Origin of the sequence: uncultured Bacteroides sp., assembly GCF_958445495.1 — a bacterium.
Classification (GTDB): domain Bacteria; phylum Bacteroidota; class Bacteroidia; order Bacteroidales; family Bacteroidaceae; genus Bacteroides.
In genome coordinates this window covers 137,081-158,471 of the sequence record NZ_CAUCSQ010000002.1, presented here as the reverse complement: position 1 = coordinate 158,471, position 21,391 = coordinate 137,081, and the positions used below count along the sequence as shown (strand labels likewise).

Annotated in this window: 16 protein-coding genes and 1 tRNA gene; 6 read left to right on the top strand and 11 right to left on the bottom strand. The window is 44.7% G+C overall.

The window, feature by feature from the left end:
- Positions 1-136: 136 nt before the first annotated feature.
- Together Q5076_RS01580 and Q5076_RS01575 are read right to left on the bottom strand one after the other, a co-directional pair.
- Complete coding sequence (locus tag Q5076_RS01580) at positions 137-718, bottom strand: Crp/Fnr family transcriptional regulator (RefSeq protein WP_368389368.1); 582 nt, start codon at positions 716-718, stop codon at positions 137-139.
- 129 nt (positions 719-847) lie between these two features.
- The gene (locus tag Q5076_RS01575) at positions 848-2,011 is read right to left on the bottom strand and encodes a DUF1343 domain-containing protein (protein ID WP_303010471.1); all 1,164 of its coding nucleotides are present in this window, start codon (positions 2,009-2,011) and stop codon (positions 848-850) included.
- 68 nt (positions 2,012-2,079) lie between these two features.
- On the opposite strand from Q5076_RS01575, the gene Q5076_RS01570 reads away from it, so the two are divergent.
- Both Q5076_RS01570 and Q5076_RS01565 read left to right on the top strand, forming a co-directional pair.
- Positions 2,080-2,616 carry an HDIG domain-containing metalloprotein gene (locus tag Q5076_RS01570; RefSeq protein ID WP_004312347.1) on the top strand — a complete coding sequence of 179 codons (537 nt, stop codon included), beginning with the start codon at positions 2,080-2,082 and terminating at the stop codon, positions 2,614-2,616.
- A gap of 89 nt (positions 2,617-2,705) precedes the next feature.
- On the top strand, positions 2,706-5,426 hold the full coding sequence (locus Q5076_RS01565) for a putative LPS assembly protein LptD (protein ID WP_303010470.1): 2,721 nt from the start codon (positions 2,706-2,708) through the stop codon (positions 5,424-5,426).
- Between the two features lie 543 nt (positions 5,427-5,969).
- On the opposite strand, the gene ung is transcribed toward Q5076_RS01565, so the two are convergent.
- Both ung and asnA read right to left on the bottom strand, forming a co-directional pair.
- A complete protein-coding gene (ung, locus tag Q5076_RS01560) occupies positions 5,970-6,632 on the bottom strand; it encodes a uracil-DNA glycosylase (protein WP_303010469.1) in 663 nt (220 codons plus the stop codon).
- Positions 6,633-6,637: 5 nt separating this feature from the next.
- Positions 6,638-7,675 carry an aspartate--ammonia ligase gene (gene asnA, locus Q5076_RS01555; protein ID WP_303010468.1) on the bottom strand — a complete coding sequence of 346 codons (1,038 nt, stop codon included), beginning with the start codon at positions 7,673-7,675 and terminating at the stop codon, positions 6,638-6,640.
- 220 nt (positions 7,676-7,895) lie between these two features.
- Between asnA and Q5076_RS01550 the strand changes: the two genes are divergently transcribed.
- Both Q5076_RS01550 and Q5076_RS01545 read left to right on the top strand, forming a co-directional pair.
- Positions 7,896-7,968 (top strand) — tRNA-Arg (locus Q5076_RS01550).
- A gap of 141 nt (positions 7,969-8,109) precedes the next feature.
- The gene (locus Q5076_RS01545; protein ID WP_303010467.1) at positions 8,110-8,580 is read left to right on the top strand and encodes a phage integrase SAM-like domain-containing protein; all 471 of its coding nucleotides are present in this window, start codon (positions 8,110-8,112) and stop codon (positions 8,578-8,580) included.
- Between the two features lie 707 nt (positions 8,581-9,287).
- Here Q5076_RS01545 and Q5076_RS01540 read toward each other — a convergent pair.
- The 3 genes from Q5076_RS01540 to Q5076_RS01530 are packed head-to-tail and all read right to left on the bottom strand — an operon-like array spanning position 9,288 to position 13,689.
- On the bottom strand, positions 9,288-12,143 hold the full coding sequence (locus Q5076_RS01540) for a bifunctional fucokinase/fucose-1-phosphate guanylyltransferase (protein WP_303010466.1): 2,856 nt from the start codon (positions 12,141-12,143) through the stop codon (positions 9,288-9,290).
- 27 nt (positions 12,144-12,170) lie between these two features.
- Positions 12,171-12,845: an HAD family hydrolase gene (locus Q5076_RS01535; protein ID WP_303010465.1), complete on the bottom strand. Its 675-nt coding sequence runs from the start codon at positions 12,843-12,845 to the stop codon at positions 12,171-12,173.
- Positions 12,846-12,876: 31 nt separating this feature from the next.
- Positions 12,877-13,689 carry a hypothetical protein gene (locus Q5076_RS01530; protein WP_303010464.1) on the bottom strand — a complete coding sequence of 271 codons (813 nt, stop codon included), beginning with the start codon at positions 13,687-13,689 and terminating at the stop codon, positions 12,877-12,879.
- A 193-nt stretch (positions 13,690-13,882) separates the two neighbouring features.
- On the opposite strand from Q5076_RS01530, the gene Q5076_RS01525 reads away from it, so the two are divergent.
- Positions 13,883-14,395 carry a DUF5035 domain-containing protein gene (locus tag Q5076_RS01525; protein ID WP_303010463.1) on the top strand — a complete coding sequence of 171 codons (513 nt, stop codon included), beginning with the start codon at positions 13,883-13,885 and terminating at the stop codon, positions 14,393-14,395.
- Between the two features lie 498 nt (positions 14,396-14,893).
- Here Q5076_RS01525 and Q5076_RS01520 read toward each other — a convergent pair whose 3' ends face one another.
- From Q5076_RS01520 to lysS, 3 genes are read right to left on the bottom strand one after another with little or no spacing between them, the layout of a single operon-like run.
- Positions 14,894-16,231, bottom strand: coding sequence for a glucose-6-phosphate isomerase (locus Q5076_RS01520; RefSeq protein WP_303010462.1), 1,338 nt, complete (start codon positions 16,229-16,231; stop codon positions 14,894-14,896).
- 24 nt (positions 16,232-16,255) lie between these two features.
- Positions 16,256-17,251, bottom strand: a complete 996-nt coding sequence (locus tag Q5076_RS01515) for an NAD(P)H-dependent glycerol-3-phosphate dehydrogenase (protein ID WP_303010461.1) — start codon at positions 17,249-17,251, stop codon at positions 16,256-16,258.
- On the bottom strand, positions 17,248-18,981 hold the full coding sequence (gene lysS / locus Q5076_RS01510; RefSeq protein ID WP_303010460.1) for a lysine--tRNA ligase: 1,734 nt from the start codon (positions 18,979-18,981) through the stop codon (positions 17,248-17,250). Before lysS ends, Q5076_RS01515 begins: the two co-directional genes overlap by 4 nt.
- 105 nt (positions 18,982-19,086) lie before the next feature.
- On the opposite strand from lysS, the gene Q5076_RS01505 reads away from it, so the two are divergent.
- On the top strand, positions 19,087-20,439 hold the full coding sequence (locus Q5076_RS01505) for an MATE family efflux transporter (RefSeq protein ID WP_303010459.1): 1,353 nt from the start codon (positions 19,087-19,089) through the stop codon (positions 20,437-20,439).
- Here the strand turns inward: Q5076_RS01505 and Q5076_RS01500 are convergent.
- Positions 20,420-21,235 (bottom strand): helix-turn-helix domain-containing protein, encoded by an 816-nt coding sequence (locus Q5076_RS01500; RefSeq protein WP_303010543.1) that lies wholly within the window; start codon positions 21,233-21,235, stop codon positions 20,420-20,422. The genes Q5076_RS01505 and Q5076_RS01500 overlap by 20 nt on opposite strands.
- Positions 21,236-21,391 lie beyond the last annotated feature (156 nt).

Here is a 21,391-nt window from a genome sequence, read left to right as displayed (position 1 = left end):
ATTCGGCTATCAATTAGAAATCTCTTGTTCCATTTCGTAAAACCGGAACAGACTAATACAAAAATAGAGAAAAATTTCCTGATAGCGCAAATGCTATCTTGGAATATTGTTAAAAACTGAGTTTCTAAACTTATGTTCATTCTTTGTTGCCAAAACTCTGTTTACGCCTGATACGGCTCATGTGTACGGGAGTTATTTTAAGATAAGATGCAATTTCTTTGAGTGATATCATTTGCAGGATTTCCGGGCATCTTTTCAAAAGTTGAAGATACCGTTCTTCCGGTGTAAATCTGAACAAATCCAAATAACGTGAGTATGACTGAAAAAATAGCTGTTCGGTTGCGATACGGGCGATCCGTTGGTTCTCTTTGTTTTCTTCAATTTTTTGCAGGAGAAAGTCGGAAGAACAGATATAAATATCACACGGGGTTATTGTCTGCATATTCAGTTCCGATTTCCTGTTATATAAGCAAGCAGGATAATCGGCAATAAATTCGTTAGCAAAAGAAAATCCCACATTATATGTCTTGTTTTCTGTTTGGTTGGTACAAGTATATTTGATAACCCCTGATACGATAAAGCCGAAAAAGGGACACATATTACCCTCTCGGAGAATAAATTCGTCTCTTTTGTAATGCCGTAGCTCCCCGTGTTCTAAACACAACTCTTTAAAAAAAGTCGTGTTTATATTATCCATATATAAATTAAAACCTGTCATAATCAGTGCTTCCAATAAGACAAAGGTACAGAAAATTACCGAAACGCGATTGGCTGCATTCGATTATACTTGTTTGAACAGCCTGTCTATCCCGTCTTTATTTTATCCGGACTAAGATGAAAAGGAGTTTTAATAAAGCAGATAATTCTTTCTCGTCTCCTTGTAAGCCTGTAACTCTTTTTTCCAGCACTCCCGAATCTTCTCTTCCGGTTCGCCTCTGAGAATCGCTTTGCGCACACTATCTGTTCCCATGAGCAAATCAAACCAGCGGGGACGGGAAAAAAAAGCCGGGCCTTGACCGGACAAACGATAAAAGCGAAGGACATAATTTAAAGTAAACCCCTTGACATCGGTCACTGTCCTCAAATCCTCTCCATAGCAAGCCGTCCCTTTATGCATCGGTTGTTTATCAAAACCGGGCAAAGAACGGGGAGTAAAGGAGAAATTTCCGAATTTCCTGTCGGGAGCGCCTATCACTTGAAAAGGAAATCTAGTTCCTCTTCCTACACTGATACGAGTTGCCTCAAACGGACAAAGGGAAGCATACAGACGAATCGACTGATTATTCGGCAGGTTGGGAGAGGGCTTTACCGGAAGCGAATAAGAATCTCCGTGTTTCCATCCGGTTACCGGGATGATTCTTAACGGACAGGGGTTTTTCTTATTGGCAATCCAGCCTTCGCCGTTTATCATTTGTGCCAGTTCGCCGACAGTACATCCGTGAAGCACAGGTATGGGCAACATGCCGACAAAACTGCGATAAGTAGGTTTGAGTACCGGCCCGTCTATGTAATCGCAAGGGTTGGGACGGTCCAATATAATCATTTGCCTGTTATTTTCCGCACAAGCCTCCATTACATAATACATGGTACTGATATAGGTATAGAACCGTGCACCCACATCCTGAATATCGAATAAGACAACATCGATATCTTCGAGTTGGGCGGCAGCCGGTTTTTTGTTAGCTCCGTAGAGAGAGATGATAGGAATTCCGGTACGGGCGTCTTTTCCGTCCTTCACGGTTTCACCGGCGTCTGCATTTCCGCGAAAACCGTGTTCGGGAGCAAATACTTTAACTACATTCACGTTTAACCTTAACAGAGTATCGAGCAGATGAGTCTGTTCTTTCCCTACGACAGAAGTTTGATTTACCACCATTCCGACACGTTTTCCTCGTATGAGCGGCAGGTATTGTTCGAGACGTTCTGCGCCGGTGACGACTTTACCATTGGCACTTTCAGAAAGGAGTATAACAAATAGAAAAAAAAGAATGAGGGAAGTTCTAGTTCTCATGTCGGTAATTTTTTGTAATATTGCACAAAAATATTAATTTCTCATCAAGAGAGCAAAAAATAAAGCACATGAATCCATACGAAATCATTGATAAATATTATCCGGAAAATACGCAGCAGAGACAAATCTTAGTAATTCATAGTCTGGCGGTGTCCGGAAAGGCAATGAAAATGCTGGATGCTCATCCCGAATTGCGTTTAAACCGGAGTTTTGTGAAAGAAGCTGCTCTGTTGCATGATATTGGAATTTTTCAGACCGATGCTCCCACCATTCAGTGCTTTGGCACTCATCCTTATATCGCCCACGGATATTTGGGAGCTGAAATCTTGCGGGCGGAAGGTTTCCCCCAACACGCATTGGTGTGCGAACGCCATACGGGAGCCGGACTCTCGTTGGAAGATATCATTGCCCAGCAGCTCCCCGTTCCTCATCGTGAGATGCTGCCCATTACCCTGGAAGAGCAATTGATTTGCTTTGCGGATAAATTCTTTTCTAAAACCCATCTGGATGAAGAGAAAACTGTGGAAAAAGCGCGGCAAAGTATTGCAAAATATGGTGAAGAAGGCCTAAGCCGCTTTGATAGATGGTGTTCTCTCTTTTTATAGCACTAAAAAATAATTAAATAACGAAGATTCTAACTCATATTTGGTGAAGATTGTGTACTTTTGCCACTTCAAGCGTAAACTATTAGTTAATGGCGCCATTGAAAGCAAAAATACTTATATCATCTATACTGCTGATTGTTTTACTGATGCTTCCCGATGAGGCTACGTCTCAACGTCGAAGAAGAGGAATGATTGCCTCTAATACTGCTACTGCCCAGAATGATTCCCTGCAAAGGAATGATTCATTGGGGGCAGATACGGTAACGGTACGCATTGATTCTGTTGAATCGAAACCGAAAAAGCAGCCGCTTGACGCACCGGTCGTTTATGAATCCAACGACTCCACGGTTTTTACTTTGGGCGGTTCTGCCACGCTTTATGGAAGCGGAAAAGTCAACTATCAGAATATTGAATTAGCGGCGGAAGTCATTTCAATGAATCTGGACAGCAGTACGGTGCATGCCTATGGCATTAAAGACTCTGCAGGAGTGGAAAAAGGCAAACCCGTGTTTAAAGACGGGGATACGGCCTATGATACGGAAACAATCCGGTACAATTTTAAAACCAAGAAAGCGGGAATCACTGACATCGTTACCCAGCAGGGAGAAGGGTATGTGACCGGAAACAAGGCCAAGAAAGGTTCTAACGATGAAATTTTTATGGAGCACGGCCGCTACACGACTTGTGATCATCATGACCATCCTCACTTCTATATGCAATTGACAAGGGCGAAAGTAAGACCTAAAAAGAATGTGGTGACAGGTCCCGCTTATCTGGTGGTGGAAGATGTTCCTTTGCCGTTAGCTGTTCCTTTCTTCTTCTTCCCGTTTTCCAGCAGTTATTCTTCCGGTTTTATAATGCCGACCTATATGGATGATTCCAGCCGTGGTTTCGGTCTGGCGGAAGGAGGATATTATTTTGCCATCAGTGATATAATGGACCTGAAAATGACGGGAGATATTTTCACCAAAGGTTCATGGCGATTATCGGGACTGACTAATTACAATAGGCGTTACAAATATTCCGGTACGTTGCAGGCCGACTACCAGGTGACGAAAACCGGCGATAAGGGAATGCCGGATTACACAGTTGCCAAAGACTTCAAGATTGTATGGAATCATCGTCAGGATGCTAAGGCAAGTCCGAACAGCACTTTCTCTGCCAGTGTGAATTTCGCTACCAGTAGTTACGAACGTTCCAATATCAACAACCTTTATAATTCCCAGTTGTTGACTCAGAATACCAAAACGTCAAGTATCAGTTATTCACGCAGTTTCCCTGATATCGGTTTGACATTATCCGGAACTACCAATATTGCACAGACAATGCGTGATTCTTCCATTGCAGTGACTCTGCCTGACCTGAACATCACGTTGAGCCGTCTCTTTCCGTTCAAACGCAAGAAAGCGGCGGGAGAAGAACGTTGGTATGAAAAGATTTCCATCAGTTATACGGGACGTCTGACAAACAGCATCCGTACAAAAGATGACCGTTTGTTCAAGGCCGGGTTAAGCGAATGGGAAAATGCAATGAATCATAATATTCCTATCAGTGCTACTTTTACTTTGTTTAAATACCTGCAAGTTTCTCCTTCGGTCAATTATACGGAACGTTGGTACACTCGCAAGATAAACCAGCACTATAATGAAGATACCCATCGGTTGGAAACATTACCGGGCGATACGTTGAACGGTTTCTACCGGGTATCCAACTATTCGGCAAGTTTAAGTTTGAGTACCAAGCTGTATGGTATGTATAAACCGCTCTTTGCAAAGAAAAAGGAAATACAGATTCGTCACGTGTTTACGCCGCAAGTGAGTTTGAGCGGTGCTCCCGGATTCAGCAAATATTGGGAAGAATATACCGATTACAACGGTGATACGCAATATTACTCTCCATTTACCGGACAACCTTATGGCGTACCTTCTCGTGAAGGTTCAGGAACGGTAAGTTTCTCTATCTCCAACAATTTGGAGATGAAATATTATGATGCGAAGAAGGATACGGTAAAAAAAGTCAGCCTCATTGATGAGTTCGGTGCAAGCATGTCTTATAATATGGCTGCAAAAGAAAGGCCGTGGAGCGATTTAAGTATGACTTTGCGTCTGAAGTTGACTAAAAACTACACCTTTAACATGAATGCTTCGTTCGCTACGTATGCCTATACTTTCGATAAAAATGGTAATGTGGTGACAGGTAACCGGACAGAATGGTCGTATGGCCGTTTCGGACGCTTCCAGGGCTATGGTTCTTCTTTTAATTATACCTTCAATAATGATACGTGGAAAAAGTGGTTTGGTCCCAAAGACGAAACGGAAGACGATAAGAACAAAAAGTCGGCGGATGACGGTGAAGAAGATTCGGAGGGATTGGAAGAAGACGGGACTACTACTAAAAAGGTAGAAAAGGCGCAAGCAGACCCGGACGGTTATCAGGTATTCAAAATGCCTTGGTCTTTAAGTATCAGTTACTCATTCAATATCCGTGAGGACAGAACGAAACCTATCAACCGTCATTCCATGAGATATCCCTATACATATACACATAATATTAATGCGAATGGAAATATAAAGATATCCAATAACTGGTCTCTCTCATTCAATTCCGGTTATGACTTTCAAGCGAAAGAGATTACCCAGACCTCTTGTACAATCTCCCGTGACCTGCATTGCTTCAATCTGTCCGCCAGTCTTTCACCTTTCGGACGTTGGAAATATTACAATGTAACGATTCGTGCGAATGCAAGTATCCTTCGAGACTTGAAATATGAACAGAGGAGCCAGACGCAAAGTAATATCCAGTGGTATTAAACATTAAGAAGCGGTCCACACATCAGCCGAAGCATGTATCGCGGACCTGCAATTTTAACCGGGTCGCCTTTCTCTTTTGAGAACGTACTCCGATTCAACTTATATAGATAGTCATATCGGAAATTCGTCTCGATTTAAATTTACCGTGCCTCTTTTTTAATTATACATTTATATCTTATACGATGTCTATGCCGGAGATATTCAATAAATGCCGCGTTTATTGAAGTTTGGCGGAAAGTAATTTTATCCTTTTCATGGAAATCTGCTCTTCATTTTCATTTAAACATCTCTATGAAAAATGAATGCAAATATCTTTGGAATAGAAGAATAAAGTGGTTTTGCCTGTTATAAAGGAATTATTAATCCGTGAGTTAAAATATAACCATCCTCCTGTTTAACCCTTGCAGTGTGTTACAGATTAGGGTTAAACAGGAGGATGTTATCTAAAGGAAGTTGCAAATAACAAAATTTTTACTCTAAAACCATTTTGATATCTCCTCTTACAAACTACCTTCTAATTTTATCATTTTTACCTGCTTGTTTCTACCAATTAATCTCTGTTTCCCCATGAGCCTTCAAATAATCGTTTGTCCGGCTGAAATGCCTGTTACCGAAGAAACCGTTATGAGCGGAGAGAGGAGACGGATGTGCGGAAGTAAGTACCAGATGCCTGTTCCGGTCAATGAATGCTCCCTTCTTTTGTGCATAAGAACCCCATAAAATAAATACCAGATGTTCTTTATTCTCCGCCAGAATACGGATAACGGCATCGGTAAACGTCTCCCATCCTCGGTTTTGGTGCGAACCCGCCTGATGTGCCCGGACAGTCAATGTCGCGTTGAGCAATAACACTCCTTGTTCAGCCCAACGGGTCAGGTTTCCGGTAGAAGGGGCGTCCGTTCCTATATCCGCCTTTATCTCTTTAAAAATATTGACCAATGAGGGAGGAAATTGTACCCCGTCATTTACGGAGAAACAAAGACCATGCGCTTGTCCCGGCCCGTGATACGGGTCCTGTCCGATGATTACAACCTTTACTTTGTCGAAAGGGCAAAGATTGAAAGCGTTAAATATCAGTCTTCCGGGCGGGAATATCTGATAATGGCTATATTCGTTTCTTACAAATTCCGTAAGTACCCGGAAGTAGTCTTTATCAAATTCCGGTTGTAAATGTGTTTTCCAGCTTTCTTCTATTTGTACGTTCATGGCAATTATATAAGGTGGATTTCTAGTTTTTCACATTCTCTGCGCATATCTTCAGGCCATATACTGGCTTGTATTTCTCCGATATGCGCTTTACGGAGGTAAAACATACACAAACGTGATTGTCCGATACCCCCGCCGATAGATAACGGAAGAGTATCATTCATCAGGCGTTTGTGAAAATAAAGTTCCAGCCTTTTCTCTTCGTGTTCCTCTTTTAACTGGCGTTGCAATGCTTCTTTATCTACACGGATACCCATAGACGATAGCTCGATTGAACGTTGCAATACATCGTCCCAGAGTAACAAGTCCCCGTTTAGTCCGGGCAAGTCATTCAGTCCGTGTGTTGTGTAATCATCATAGTCCGGAGCGCGTCCGTCGTGTTTTTTACCGTCACCCAACTTGCAGCCTATTCCTATGATGAATACGGCGCCATATTTTTGGCAAATAGCGTGTTCGCGGCATTTCGGTTCCAGATTCGGGTAAAGTTGGCGTAACTCCTCCGAATGGATAAAGTGCAGCTTTTGTGGCAGGCAAGGTTTTATTTGAGGATACATTTCGTAAACCATATATTCCGTACGAATCATCGCCGCATAAATACGGTTGACAATTTCTTTCAGGAAATTTATATTTCTGTCTTCGTTGGTGATAACACGTTCCCAATCCCATTGGTCTACATAAAGCGAATGCAGGTTACCCAGTTCTTCATCCGAACGGATTGCATTCATATCAGTATAGATACCGTATCCCGGTTCGATGTGGTAATCAGCTAAAGTCAGTCTTTTCCATTTTGCCAATGAATGCACAACTTCCGCCTGTGCGTCTCCTAAGTCTTTGATGGGAAAAGAGACAGGCCGTTCCACTCCGTTTAAATCATCGTTGATACCCATTCCTTTCAAAACGAAAAGAGGAGCCGTTACCCGCCTTAGACGTAGTTCGGATGATAGATTTAGCTGGAAGAACTCTTTTATTTGTTTGATTCCCAACTCTGTTTGTTTAAGGTCGAGAAGCGGTTTGTAGTTCTCAGGTTTTATCAAGTAACTCATAGGTTTGTTGAATATTAATTGTCGGCAAAGATAGGAATAAAAATGATATATGTATTGAGATTTCTCTAAAAGATTGTCAAATTGATAAATTTATGTCGTATAGCATTTCAAAATAACATAGTGTTAACAAGTGTAGCGACTTTAAGAACTATAAAAAAAGGAGAATCATTAGGAAGATGAATTTTTTTTTTATACTTTTGTGCTCGCATAAAAAAAGAACGGCCCCGTAGCTTAGTGAATAGAGCGTCAGATTCCGGTTCTGAAGGTCGTGCGTTTGAATCGCACCGGGGTCACAGATGAATCCCTTGATAATCAGTTGATTGTTGAGGGATTTCTTTTGTTTGGTGGTGTCGTTTAAGGGCTGAAATCATGCTAAATATTGCTTAATCTTCCTTGTTGTTGACCTATTGTTGACCCCAAATTAATAGATTAAAATGCTGACAATCAAGGCAGAAGTCCAAAGGGACAAACAAAGAAGTGACGGAACTTACAACGTCAAAGTAAGATTTACACAGGACAGAAAGGTTAAAAGGCTATCAAGCAGTCTGTTTGTAACCTCTAAGGATTTAACCAAGTCCTTGAAATTAAAGGAAGGTACTACCGTAAAGAGAGAGGTGGACAAGCTAATCCATACTTATCAAGAGAAGTGTGCTAAACTCCAACTGGAAGTAAATCACTACACTTTGGATGATATATTGGAGTATCTAAAAGCGGAATGTACACGAACTCAGCCTATAGACTTCATTCAGTTCTGCAAGGAATGGTTGGAGACGACAAGCATAAAAGGACAGAAGAACTATCAGTCTGCCCTCAATTCCTTCATGAGCTACTTAGGCAAGGAACATTTGAAGACAGATGAAGTGACCTCTCAACTTCTAAATGGTTTCAAAGTATATCTTGTTTAATCCTGCTGAATCTTACTCGATGTGCCTTTTCGTTAACCTGTTGTTACCCCCAAATCGACAGATAAAAAAGCTAATAATCAGGACAGAAGTCCGATGAGGCAAACAAAGAAATTTACTCTGCCGTAATGCGGAACTGAACTTCTGAGGCGGGAATAATGCATGGCGGCTGAAAGAAAAAACGACCGTTTGGTATTGAAGTTAAAATTGCCTGCCAGTGTAAAACCGAATGTTCGTTATTCAATATCCGGTTCTTCGTTTCTTGCCGGATAAACTTTACAATATTACCATTAGTTGTATAATTTGCTTTATAATTAAGAAAAGTTGTTTTAAATAGTCATAAATTCAAAGAAAACTATAACTTTGTGCTGTGTAAATAAATAGTAGTCTAATAGTAAGGATAGTGTGTTCCCCGTTTATGCAAGTGGACATTTGGAAGTATATTATATGCATGCTATAAATATTATTGTTATGGAAGATCCGAAAAAAAGCAAACAGTCAGGTCTTATACTGGTTACAGGGGCTATTGTTTTGATAATAATTTTGATTTACTTTACAATAGTTGCGGGTACTAATATGTGAGTAACAGCTTTATAAAGCACAAGTATGATAATGACCGTATCGGAAATGTTTTCTTGCCGGAAAAGTTTTTTGGAGATGAGCGGGCGGAACGGTGTTTGTTTTTATTTCCGATACAGTCTTTTTATTTCTTAACTTCGTGAAATCTGTAACCCTTTGTCGGAGAGTGTCATTTCTACGAAACGGGCGCGGGGGTTAGGAGCCTGTTCAGTTAATGTCCGGCGGATTTTTACAGCGGCCTGCGGGTCCTTGGCTACTATATATAAATAGCCTCCGCCGCCTGCGCCGGGTAATTTGCAACCCAATGCATAATCTTTTATCTTTTCAATGATGGCGGCCACTGCCGGAGGATTCGTTCCGTTGTCCAATGATTGGTTTTGTGCCCAAGTCTTATTAATCAGATGCCCGAAATTCCCGAAGTCACTTCGCAGGATAGCCTCGCTCATATCTGTTGCATGAGCTTTCATCTCGGCCAACAAGCTGAGGTGCGGACCGGAATTGAGAAACATGGAACTGACGATTTCAGCCAATATCCCTTTAGCTGTACGGGTGATTCCCGTATAATAAAGAAGATGGCAATCACGATAGTCGGGATGTATGAACAGTTGGTCGGGCAGCCAGCGTACCAAAGGATGCTGGTTGAATCCTGCTTCGGATTGGAGCAACTTGACACCGGAAAAGACACCGCCATACTGGTCCTGCCACCCGCCACCCGTAGTGAGCAGTTGTTCCAACACCAATGTATAACTGCAAATGTCATTCTTGTCCCATGCGAGACCGCAGAAATCATTGATGGCTCCGAGTACGGTAGAAGCCAGGATAGAACTCGTTCCCAATCCGGAACCTGCCGGAATGGCTGCCAGTAACGTGATTTCAAGTCCCGAACCGAAAGCCGTCAAGTGTTCTTTCAGTGAAGAGTGGGACTCGGCAGAGAATACCGGTGAAAATCCCGCTAAAGCAAGCGCTGCCTTGGGAATGGAAAAAGGAGAACCTATTTTTTTGTAATCGTGCAACTCTTCATAACTCTCTATAATTTCCATAGCCCCCATATCGATGGAGCGGAGCACGATATGATATTCCCTGCATGGTTTCACATATACCTGCAGAGGAGGCTGTCCGTTCAGTTCGATAGCCAGATTGACTACGCTTCCACCGGAATACAGGGAGTAGGGGGGCGTGTCCGTCCATCCTCCGGCCAAATCTATGCGCACAGGGCTTCGTCCCCATACGATTTGGTCCGAATATACATCCAATCTCGGATAGTTTCTCCGCTTAGGCATCGCCTCTAACAATCCGTCGCGGAGAAGCTCGAATGCAGCCTGCTCTTCATCCTTGTAATTGCTGTTTCCCTGCAACTTCATGATACGTCCCCGAAGCATCCGGTTATGGATACGCATCATAGGAGCGGCGTCTTTTTCCAGAATATCGGGAAAATCCAAGTTGAAACGTACAAATTCGTTGGCGGCATCTTGCAAGTCCAGTTGGTAAAAGACGCTTTTCTCATAATTGGCGGCGAGACTTTGCCAGTTATTCCGGCGATAAGCGCCACGTTGGGCATAAAGGCGTTTCAGGTTGGCATTTGCCGATATCCCGTCGGCGGAAACTTTCCGGGCTTTTAGCCAGAGCGTTTTTCCTTCTTTTAGCAACGGTTCGGATACCATCCATCGTATCAAGATGCCCAACTCCCCGATGTCGTCCGTAATCGGGAAGAGAGCGGCCGACTGCAAATCGTCCGTACCTCCTCCTTTCATGTCTTCCGGGTCTATCCCCCTTTCTTCCATCCATCGGGAAAAAGGAACATTGAGAAAAGTCGTCGTTTCCTCTTCCAACGCCCCTTTAAACAAGTCGTCCATTCCGTAAGGACGCGCTACGAATGCCTTATCTCCCCAAGGAATCACATCGATGCAAATGCCGGACGGCAAATTTATCTCCCATTGATTTTCGGGGATTCCTGTGATTATCTGGCGAGACCCCAGCTTCCAACCTTTACCTATATGGCTGTTTTCAATCCACAGGCTGGCATTGCCGGCAGACAAGGCGACCTGCGTGACGGAGTTCTGAATGAAAATAGCCGGGTCCGGTTTCACCTTCCTGTGCATGATTCTTCTTTGGTCGCGTACTTTGTCTTGTATGGCTAAAGTCGAAGAAATCAGTTCACGGCTTGTCCCGTAATGGTAAAACTCTCCGCCGGGTAACGGCAATATGGCTACGGATAACCGGTTTACTTCCTCATCCTCCGTTTGCGGGTGTGCACCCAAAGCCCGGCCGTAATCGGAATACAAATCATAATATCCGATATTCTTCGTACCTTCCTTGAACGAACGTTTCATTAACACCTCTATGGCGCGGTCACTTAAAATCCAGATACCGATATCCATCAGGAAAAGATGCGTCTTGGATAATGCCTCCAGTTCCTCCAAAGATGGTTTTTGTAACATGAAATCAAGTACCTCCGGACTTTTCCGGTCGGAGACGAACACCCCGTGATGAGTAGCCAGTGAAGGATTTACCCATAAACCGTAACATACGACATCCACTTCGGGAATATCCTGCAGAGGTTTTTCCGAACGGATATAAACATCTCCGCTGGCAATCAACGTATTCAGTCCTTCCGGAGCTTGCCGCATAATTCTTTCATACAGCGGAAGTTGCAGGGATAATAAATTCTGACCCAGTTTCTGCCCCCTTTCCCAACTGAATACGGGAATGGGAGTCAGTATCTTGCCGGAAGGCCCGTAACTCGGTAAACGACGGCTTTGTCCTCCCGCATGAAGCAAAATTCTTTTCTCGCGTCCTATCCACTCGCTGAATGAAGATTGAGGTGCAGATGCCCGGTGGCAGGATTGCAATAGCCAAGTCGTTCCGCCCCCGGAACCCAGCTTGCAGTCTGCGGGGTCTGATGTACAAAACCATTCGTTATGGTCAACTCCTTCCAATTCATGAAAACAGTGAATCAGATTGGGCGGTAAAGATAATAATTTCTGCATGTCGGAATCGTCGTTTTGTTAGAGATATTATAAATCAAGTTCGTCCCAAGCATCGCAAAGAGCTTGCATGGATGGCAACAGCAAGTCAGCTCCGGAATCCAGCAATACCTGCCCGTCCAGCGGACCTGTGTTTACCGCGATTGTGAAGATACCCGCCTTATGTCCGGCTTCCACACCCAGAGGAGCATTTTCAATTACAACAGCCTCGCCGGCTTTCAACCCTCCTTTTTTCAGTGCCATTAAATAAGGCTCCGGGTTCGGTTTCCCGTATTTCACGTCAAATGCCGTAACCATTAACTCCTTATGAAACATCCCCGGAAAATTATGTTCCAGCCTTTCCAGCAATGACAGTTGTCCGGAACCGGTCACCACCATCGGAACCAGTCCTTCACTTTTTATTTTCTGCAACAACTCCCATGTTCCGGGCATGCGTTCCGCTTCCGCATAAGAATTGAACAAAATACTTTTCTCTTGGTATATGCTTTCAATTTCTTCCGGCGTAGCCTCTCTCCCCAGTTCACGTTGAAATACGATATTGATAGTAGCGGCCCCCGTCCGTCCTTCATGCATATACGCCTCTTCACGGCTGAGGGTGAGTCCGTGCGATTCCATAACCTTGTGCCAGGCTTCCGAATGATAAGGCATAGAGTTAAAAAGCACGCCGTCCATATCGAAAAGGACGGCTTTCAATTTCTTCTTCATACTTTGTAAATAGCAAAATCTTTACAGTCTGTTATTTTTTGGTTATCATTTCATTCAATTCGGGCGTAGTGATTACCATATCATATTGAACGCCGGATTTATTTCCGATGTATCTGTACGCTATGTTTTTGTTACAGTTGATGCATGTTTGGATAAACAGCCGGGTAGCCGGGTCGGTCTGTTTGGACAGTTCCGATATGATATTCTGTTTCACCGTTGCCGCATTTTCTTTAATCAAGCCGATATCGGATAAGTTTTCGTCAACGCGGCATATATAGATTACCGACTCATCGCTGAGCTCCATCTTCTCAATCGTGATATCTTCGCTGGCTTTCATCGGAAATTGCAGATTCGCCATTTTAATCTGTGATTCCAGCTTTGCCCGGTTACTTTCCGCAACGTCCGTATCCGTATTGAGAACCTTCTTGATTTCCGCAGCCGTCAGTTCGCAAGTCGTTCTGTTTTCCGGGTCCTGCCCTATGAAAATCATTTGCAGCCCCGCGTTGCATTCAACCATCAGGTCAAGCATCTTTTTCACGTCCGGGGCAGGGTTCCGGAACATGGTTTCCATAGACAACTTCATACTTTCCGGATTGTTTCTCAGGATTTCGATATCGGTAATCTTTTCATTGACATGAAAGCTGTACACCACATTTTCCCCGTCATAGACAATGCTGGTAATCTTGCCGGCTTCACCCATATCTAGTGGACACTGTTTGTTTGCGATTTTAATTACAGCCTTTAATTTCGCCTCCTGGCAACCGCTTGTCAAAACGGTCAACAGCGATAAGCTGCATAACAGCAGCATGAGGCCGGCAGATTTTCTTAATAAACTTTGCACCATTCCATTATCTATTTAAACGTTTAATATTTTCAGTCTGAGATATATACTCTCGCAAAGATAACGATAAAAAATGAGAGATAGGATAAAACCTGCAGATAGTTGTAAGTAAAGCTTTTGAATGATTAAGCATCCAATTATTTGTCATTTAGAAGATTATATGTATTTTTGCAGCATCATAAAACTTGTCGATAGCATGAAAAAGAGAGTATTGTTTCTGCTGCCATTGTTTTTAGGCGCTTGTTCTGATAATAACGGGGAGAGCCCTGTCATCATGATTGAAAGATTGTATGTGAATACAGAGCCGTCCGGTGAAGATTTCAAAGGAGAAGACTACGCCAATCGGATGGAGAGCCTGCCGGCCTTGAAAGTCGGTGATAAAGTGGACGCTTTCTTACTCTTAGACGGGAACGGAGCCGAACTCAAGACTTTTAAGCTTCAGAATGACGATGAAGTGCTTACCGAGCTTGTTTATGAAAAGACAGAAGTGTCTACCGAAGGAAACCTGACGAATGAGGAAGACGGCCAGTTGCGGTTTAAAGACGGAGTGACCCAAACCCGGATTCTGGTAAGGGCCACCATCAGAAACATCGACCAAAACGGTGACGTGAAATTAGCTTTCTATCTCTCTTCCAAAGCCGAGTGTGAGGGCGCACAGGAAGAAATCGGCTTGAAAACCAAAAAGGAAGAAAAAGACGATGAACGGTAAAACGGTGGAAGAGAGAAACTTTGCAGTGAAGGTATAAATGAATAAATGATATATGATGAACGGTGAACATACATGGCGTACGGCAAGATTATTCGCCGTTTATTTGGGGAGATTCCTTCAACCGCATCTGTTGAGCGAGTTCTGAAAAAGAAAAAAACATGAAGACGATTTCGTTCACTCCTTTCAAAACTTTGACAATATTCTTTAAGCGTATCCGACTCAATAAAACCTAGAGCCGGCTCAATTTCTGATATTTTTATATCTTTATCATCTGTTTTTCTGATTACCCCCTTCAAGCATAAAAAGAACCGTATCATTACTCGAAAACAAGTTTGATACAGTTCTTTCTTCGTTTACTTGTTACAATCCGTAACTTTTCAGAGTGCTCAGTTTAGTGCCGGCACACCCTTTCATCTTTTTATTTTAACAGGACATCCCTATTCCTTGACAGGGAAACAGGCCTGTGAAAAACAGCCTCTTAATATACCAGGCACGAATTTACAATCTTGCGCGGATAGCCTTCGCCTCTTCTTCATACCCCGGTTTGTCCAGCAGGGCGAACATATTCTTCTTGTATGCTTCTACACCCGGTTGGTTAAAAGGATTTACCCCCAGCAGATAACCGCTGATACCGCACGCCTTTTCAAAGAAATACAGTAATCCGCCGATATTGTACTCATCCAATGACGGAAGAATGATACGCATGTTCGGTACGCCTCCGTCTACATGAGCCAACTGCGTGCCCAGTTCAGCCATCTTGTTCACTTCGTCCACACGTTTGCCGGCCAAGAAGTTCAGGCCGTCCAGGTTAGCCTCGTCAAACGGAACTTCCAGTTTATGAGCCACCTGATCCAGTGAGATGACAGTTTCAAAGATAGAACGTTCCCCTTCCTGAATCCATTGTCCCATAGAGTGGAGGTCGGTAGAGAAATCCACCGAAGCCGGGAAGATACCTTTGTTATCCTTGCCTTCGGACTCTCCGTAAAGTTGCTTCCACCATTCGCTTACATAATGCAGTTTCGGGCAGAAATTGACAAGTATCTCGATTTTCTTTCCATTCCTGTATAACTCGTTACGGGTAGCGGCGTAAACAGCAGCCGGGTTCTCGGCAAACGGAACATTAGACCCGCATGCCTTTTCCATATCGGCGGCGCCGGCAACCAGCTTTTCAATATCGAATCCCGCTACGGCAATCGGCAGCAGACCCACAGGAGTCAGTACGGAGAAACGTCCGCCCACATTGTCGGGGATAATGAAAGTTTTGTATCCTTCCTTGTCGGCAGTGACACGTGCAGCGCCTTTCTTGGCATCCGTTACGGCCACGATAACCTTTTTCGCCGTCTCTTTGCCCCTTTGGTCCTCACATTGTTTTTTCAACAGACGGAAAGCAAGAGCCGTTTCGGTCGTCGTTCCCGATTTGGAAATATTGATGACACCGAATTTTTTACCTTTCAGATATTCGGTAAGTTCGAACAGATAATCCTCGCTGATGTTGTGTCCGGCATAAATCATGACAGGAGCGTCCTTCTTTTCCTGCAACCAGGTGAAACTGTTCGATAACGCTTCAATCACGGCACGCGCACCCAGATAACTGCCGCCGATACCGGCAATGATTACCACTTCGCAATTATCTCTCAACACTTGTGCGGTAGCGTTCAGGTCCGCCAGGTGCTCTTTGCTGATAGAAGAAGGCAAATGAAGCCAGCCTAGAAAGTCATTCCCTTTTCCAGTTCCCTTTTCCAGCGTTTCCTGTGCGGCTTTTACTTCGGTTTCGTAGGCGGAAACCTTTTCTTTGGAGATAAATCCAAAAGTCTTTTCAATGTTCAAGCTAATCATATCTTTATAAATTTAGAGTTATCATTATCTGAAAGAATCCGTCAGTAACTTAATCTCAATCATCGGTGAGATACGTTCATAAAGAATGTTGTACACAGCATCCAGTATCGGCATGTTGACATGATGATGCTTGTTGATTTCCTTGATACATTTCGTACCGTAGTAACCTTCGGCAATCATCTCCATCTCGATTTGCGCGCTTTTGACCGAATACCCTTTGCCAATCATCGTCCCGAACGTCCGGTTGCGGCTGAAATTCGAATAACCGGTCACCAGCAAGTCACCCAGATAAACAGATTCGTCCACGTTTCTGTTCAGCGGATGTACCGTATTCAGGAAACGGTTCATCTCCTGGATGGCGTTGGATATCAATACAGCCTGGAAATTATCGCCGTATTTCAGGCCGCTGCAAATACCGGCGGCGATGGCATACACATTTTTGAGGACCGAACTGTATTCGATACCTGCCACATCGTCGCTGACGGACGTCTTGATGAAACTGCTGCCCAGGCGGCGGGCGAAGATACGTGCCTTATCCTTGTCGGGACAAGCGATAGTCAGATAAGAAAGGCGTTCCAGCGCCACTTCCTCGGCGTGGCAAGGACCGGCCAAGACGGCGATATTTTCGGGTGGAACCCCATACTCCTTGGTAAAATATTCCGATACAATCACATTGTCATCGGGTACGATTCCTTTGATAGCGGTGATGATGAACTTATCCTTAATCTTTGTTTTCAACTTCTTCAAATGCGCTTTCAGATAAGGAGAAGGAGTGACAAAAATCAGCGTATCCGATTCTTTTACAATATCATTGATATTGGAACTGAAATTGATGCGCTTCGTATCGAATTTCACCCCTGTCAAATAGGCCGGATTATGTCCGAGCCTCTTAAAATCGGTAATGCGGTCATCCCGCCGCATATACCAATTTATAGAGTCTTCCTGCGCCAGACACATCTTTGCGATGGCTGTAGCCCAGCTTCCTCCGCCCATTATCGCTATCTTACCGGGTAGTTTCATTTGGTAAGCTTATTTATCCACTCGGTCACGTCGTTTACGGACGGATTGGTCAATTCTAATTTATATTTTTTGTTGATGCCGCAGATATCCTGGTGCAATTTCTGTGCATTAACGTTTTTCATGTCTTCAACCGTGTTATAGCCGGCTTTCTGGATAACCGGAACCCATTCTTCGGCAATGCCCAGTTCCGCATATTTGGAAGCGGCGTCTTTTTTCACCACCTTTTCCGGACGCATCTGCGGGAAGAACAACACCTCTTGGATAGTAGTCTGTCCCGTCATCAGCATAACCAGGCGGTCGATGCCGATACCGATGCCGGATGTCGGAGGCATACCGTATTGCAAGGCCCGCAGGAAATCCTGGTCGATAATCATAGCCTCGTCGTCTCCCTTGTCCGCAAGGCGCATCTGTTCCTTGAAACGTTCCTCCTGGTCCAGAGGGTCATTCAGTTCCGAGTAAGCATTTGCCAGCTCCTTCCCGTTCACCATCAGTTCGAAACGCTCGGTCAGTCCCGGTTTCGAACGGTGCATTTTAGTCAGCGGAGACATCTCGACCGGATAATCGGTGATGAAAGTCGGCTGGATGTAAGAACCCTCGCAGAACTCACCGAAAATTTCGTCAATCAGCTTGCCTTTCCCCATCGTATCGTCTATTTCCTCCATGTTCAGCTCCTTGCAAATCCGGCGGATTTCCTCCTCGTCCTTGCCGTTCAGGTCATATCCGGTTTTTTCCTTGATAGCCTCCAGGATGGGCAGACGGCGGTAAGGAGCCTTGAAACTGATCGTCTTTCCGTCCACGACGCTCTCCGTGCTTCCGTTGACGGCGATGCAGATACGCTCCAGCAGCTTTTCGGTAAAACTCATCATCCAGTTGTAATCCTTATACTGGACATAAAGCTCCATGCAGGTAAACTCCGGGTTATGGCTCTTGTCCATGCCCTCGTTGCGGAAATTCTTGCCGATTTCGTACACACCCTCAAAACCGCCCACAATCAGCCGTTTCAGGTAAAGTTCCGTTGCGATGCGCAGATAAAGGTCTATGTCCAGTGAGTTATGATGAGTGATAAACGGGCGTGCGCTTGCTCCCCCGGCGATAGATTGCAGAATCGGAGTCTCCACTTCCGTATAGCCGGCCTCGTCCAGTGCGTTGCGCAACGTTTTCACTACGGTGGCGCGTTTCAGGAAAGTCTCCTTTACCCCGTCGTTAACCACCAGGTCGACATAACGTTGGCGATAACGGAGTTCGGGGTCCTCAAACGAATCGTAAGCAACGCCGTCCTTATATTTTACGATAGGCAGCGGTTTGATGGATTTCGCGAGCACAGTCAGTTTTTGGGCGTGAATGCTGATTTCTCCCATTTGCGTGCGGAATACAAATCCTTCTATGCCGATAAAATCACCTAAGTCGAGCAGGCGTTTGAACACCGTGTTGTACATTTCCTTATCCTCTCCCGGACAAATGTCGTCCCGTGTGATATATACCTGAATACGGCCTTTGGAATCCTGTAATTCGATAAATGAAGCTTTACCCATCACCCGGCGGCTCATGATACGGCCCGCTACGGAAACCCGGCGCGGTTCGTCTTCGTCTTTAAATTCAGCTTTTATATCTGTAGAGAAAGCATTGGTTACATACTCTGCAGCAGGGTACGGCTCAATACCCATCGCACGAAGTTCATTCAGACTGTTACGTCGAATAATTTCCTGTTCACTTAGTTCTAATATATTCATTTCGTTATGTATTAACTCAATTTCGGAGGCAAAAATACGAAACTTTTCTTATATATCCCGTAATCCGTCTCTTTTTTGTATCTTTGCAGCCTCAAACTAATAGGTATGACAGGACAGAAAACACCCACTGCGTTGGGTACGGAAAAAATCGGAAAGCTTTTGATGCAGTATGCCATTCCGGCGATTATCGCCATGACGGCATCTTCCCTTTACAATATGGTAGACAGTATTTTCATCGGACACGGAGTCGGGGCGATGGCGATTTCCGGGTTGGCGCTGACTTTCCCGCTGATGAACCTTGCGGCGGCTTTCGGTTCGCTGGTCGGCGTGGGAGCGGCCACGCTGGTCTCGGTCAAACTGGGGCAGAAAGATTACGATACGGCGCAGCGGGTATTGGGCAACGTGTTTATCCTGAACCTCATCATAGGCATCTCCTTTACGGTTATCATTCTTCCTTTTCTTGACCCGATTCTTTACTTTTTCGGAGGAAGCGACGAAACCGTGAAATATGCCCGCGAGTTCATGCAAGTCATCTTGCTGGGCAATGTCGTCACACATTTGTATTTGGGATTGAATGCGGTGCTCCGGGCTTCCGGCCATCCGCAGAAAGCGATGATTGCCACCATAACGACAGTCGTAATCAACGTATTGCTCGCCCCCCTGTTCATTTTCGTTTTCGACTGGGGAATACGGGGAGCCGCTACAGCTACGGTTTGCGCCCAGTTGATAGCGTTACTCTGGCAGCTTCACCTGTTTTCCCGCAAAGACGAGCTGATACGGTTGAAAAAAGGCATCTTTCGTTTGAAACGTAAAATCGTATTCGACTCGCTCGCCATCGGCATGTCCCCCTTTCTGATGAATATGGCATCCTGCTTCATCGTGATTCTGATTAACCAGGGATTGAAAGAACACGGCGGCGATTTGGCTATCGGCGCGTTCGGCATCGTCAACCGCATCGTTTTTGTCTTTATAATGATTGTGCTGGGGCTGAATCAGGGAATGCAGCCCATTGCCGGGTATAATTTCGGAGCGAAACTTTACCCCCGCGTGACTAAAGTCTTGAAAGCGACTATCTGTTGCGCTACCGCAGTGACTACCGCCGGCTTCCTTATCGGCATGTTCATTCCGGAAACCCTGTCTTCCATTTTTACTTCGGATACCGACTTAATCGGTATTTCCGCCAAAGGTTTCCGTATTGTAGTCCTTTTCTACCCGATTGTCGGTTTCCAGATGGTGACTTCCAATTTCTTCCAGAGCATCGGTATGGCAAGCAAGGCAATTTTCTTGTCGTTGACCCGCCAAATGCTGTTCCTGGTTCCCTGTCTGCTCGTTTTGCCCCATTATTACGGGCAGTTGGGCGTTTGGGCAAGCATGCCGGCCGCCGACCTCGCCGCCAGCATCGTCTCCGGATGCATGCTTTGGTGGCAGTTCCGCCAGTTCAGGAAAGCGGCTGCCTGACCGGTCTGTTGCGGTATTCTTTCGGGGAAACGCCGACATACTGTTTGAAGTATTTCCCGAAAAATGACTGCGTGGGGAAATTGAGTCTCGTCGCTATCTCCTTGATGCTCAAATCGGTATTTTCGAGCAGTTGCTTGGCTTCCGCGATGACAGTCTGTATAATCCATTGTAGGGCGCTGCTGCCTGACTTCTCTTTGATGACGGAAGAAAAATAACGGGCGGACAGGCATTGCTTGTCCGCATAAAAACTCACGTCGCGTTCCTGGTGGTAATACCGGTAAAGGGCAATCATGAAATTCTGGAAAATCTTGTCCTTTGTATTTTGCGGCAACGGGTTCTGCGGTTCGTTGGTGAAATAAATGTTCAGCAACTCATAACATATCACTTGTCCCCAAGACTTGATTAATTCCGAAGTCAGATGTTGCTTCTGGCAGGAAACGTTGCCGCCGCTTTCCCGGCGGATTCGCTGTTCCACCGCATTGAGCAGCCTCTCCACAAACACATACTGCTCCTCGGAGAGCGACAGGCAAGGATTCTCCCGCAGGTACAGCAGGTTTTCCGAATTCACCACCTTATTTACTATCGGTACCACATAATCCAGGTTGACTTCCAGCATGACGCCCCTCAAATCCGCGCTCCTCCGGCATACCTGCAGGAGGTTGGCAGCCGTATAGATGAAAAGATTCCCCTTGCTTATCAGATAAGGCCTGCCTCCCAGCAAAATTTCCGCCTGTCCTTTCTGGCAGAGGAAAAGCCCGCACTGGTCGATTTCGGAAATGATACATCCTTCTTTCATGGAAGCGTCCTCCGGAGATATCGCCACATAATTAAACGGTATCTATTGTTCCATATTTTCCTTTCTTTCAATTAAACATCTTTACAAAATAACAAACAAATAACTACAAATCGCAAACTATTCGGGGCTTTTGTTACGGATAACATACAAATAGAA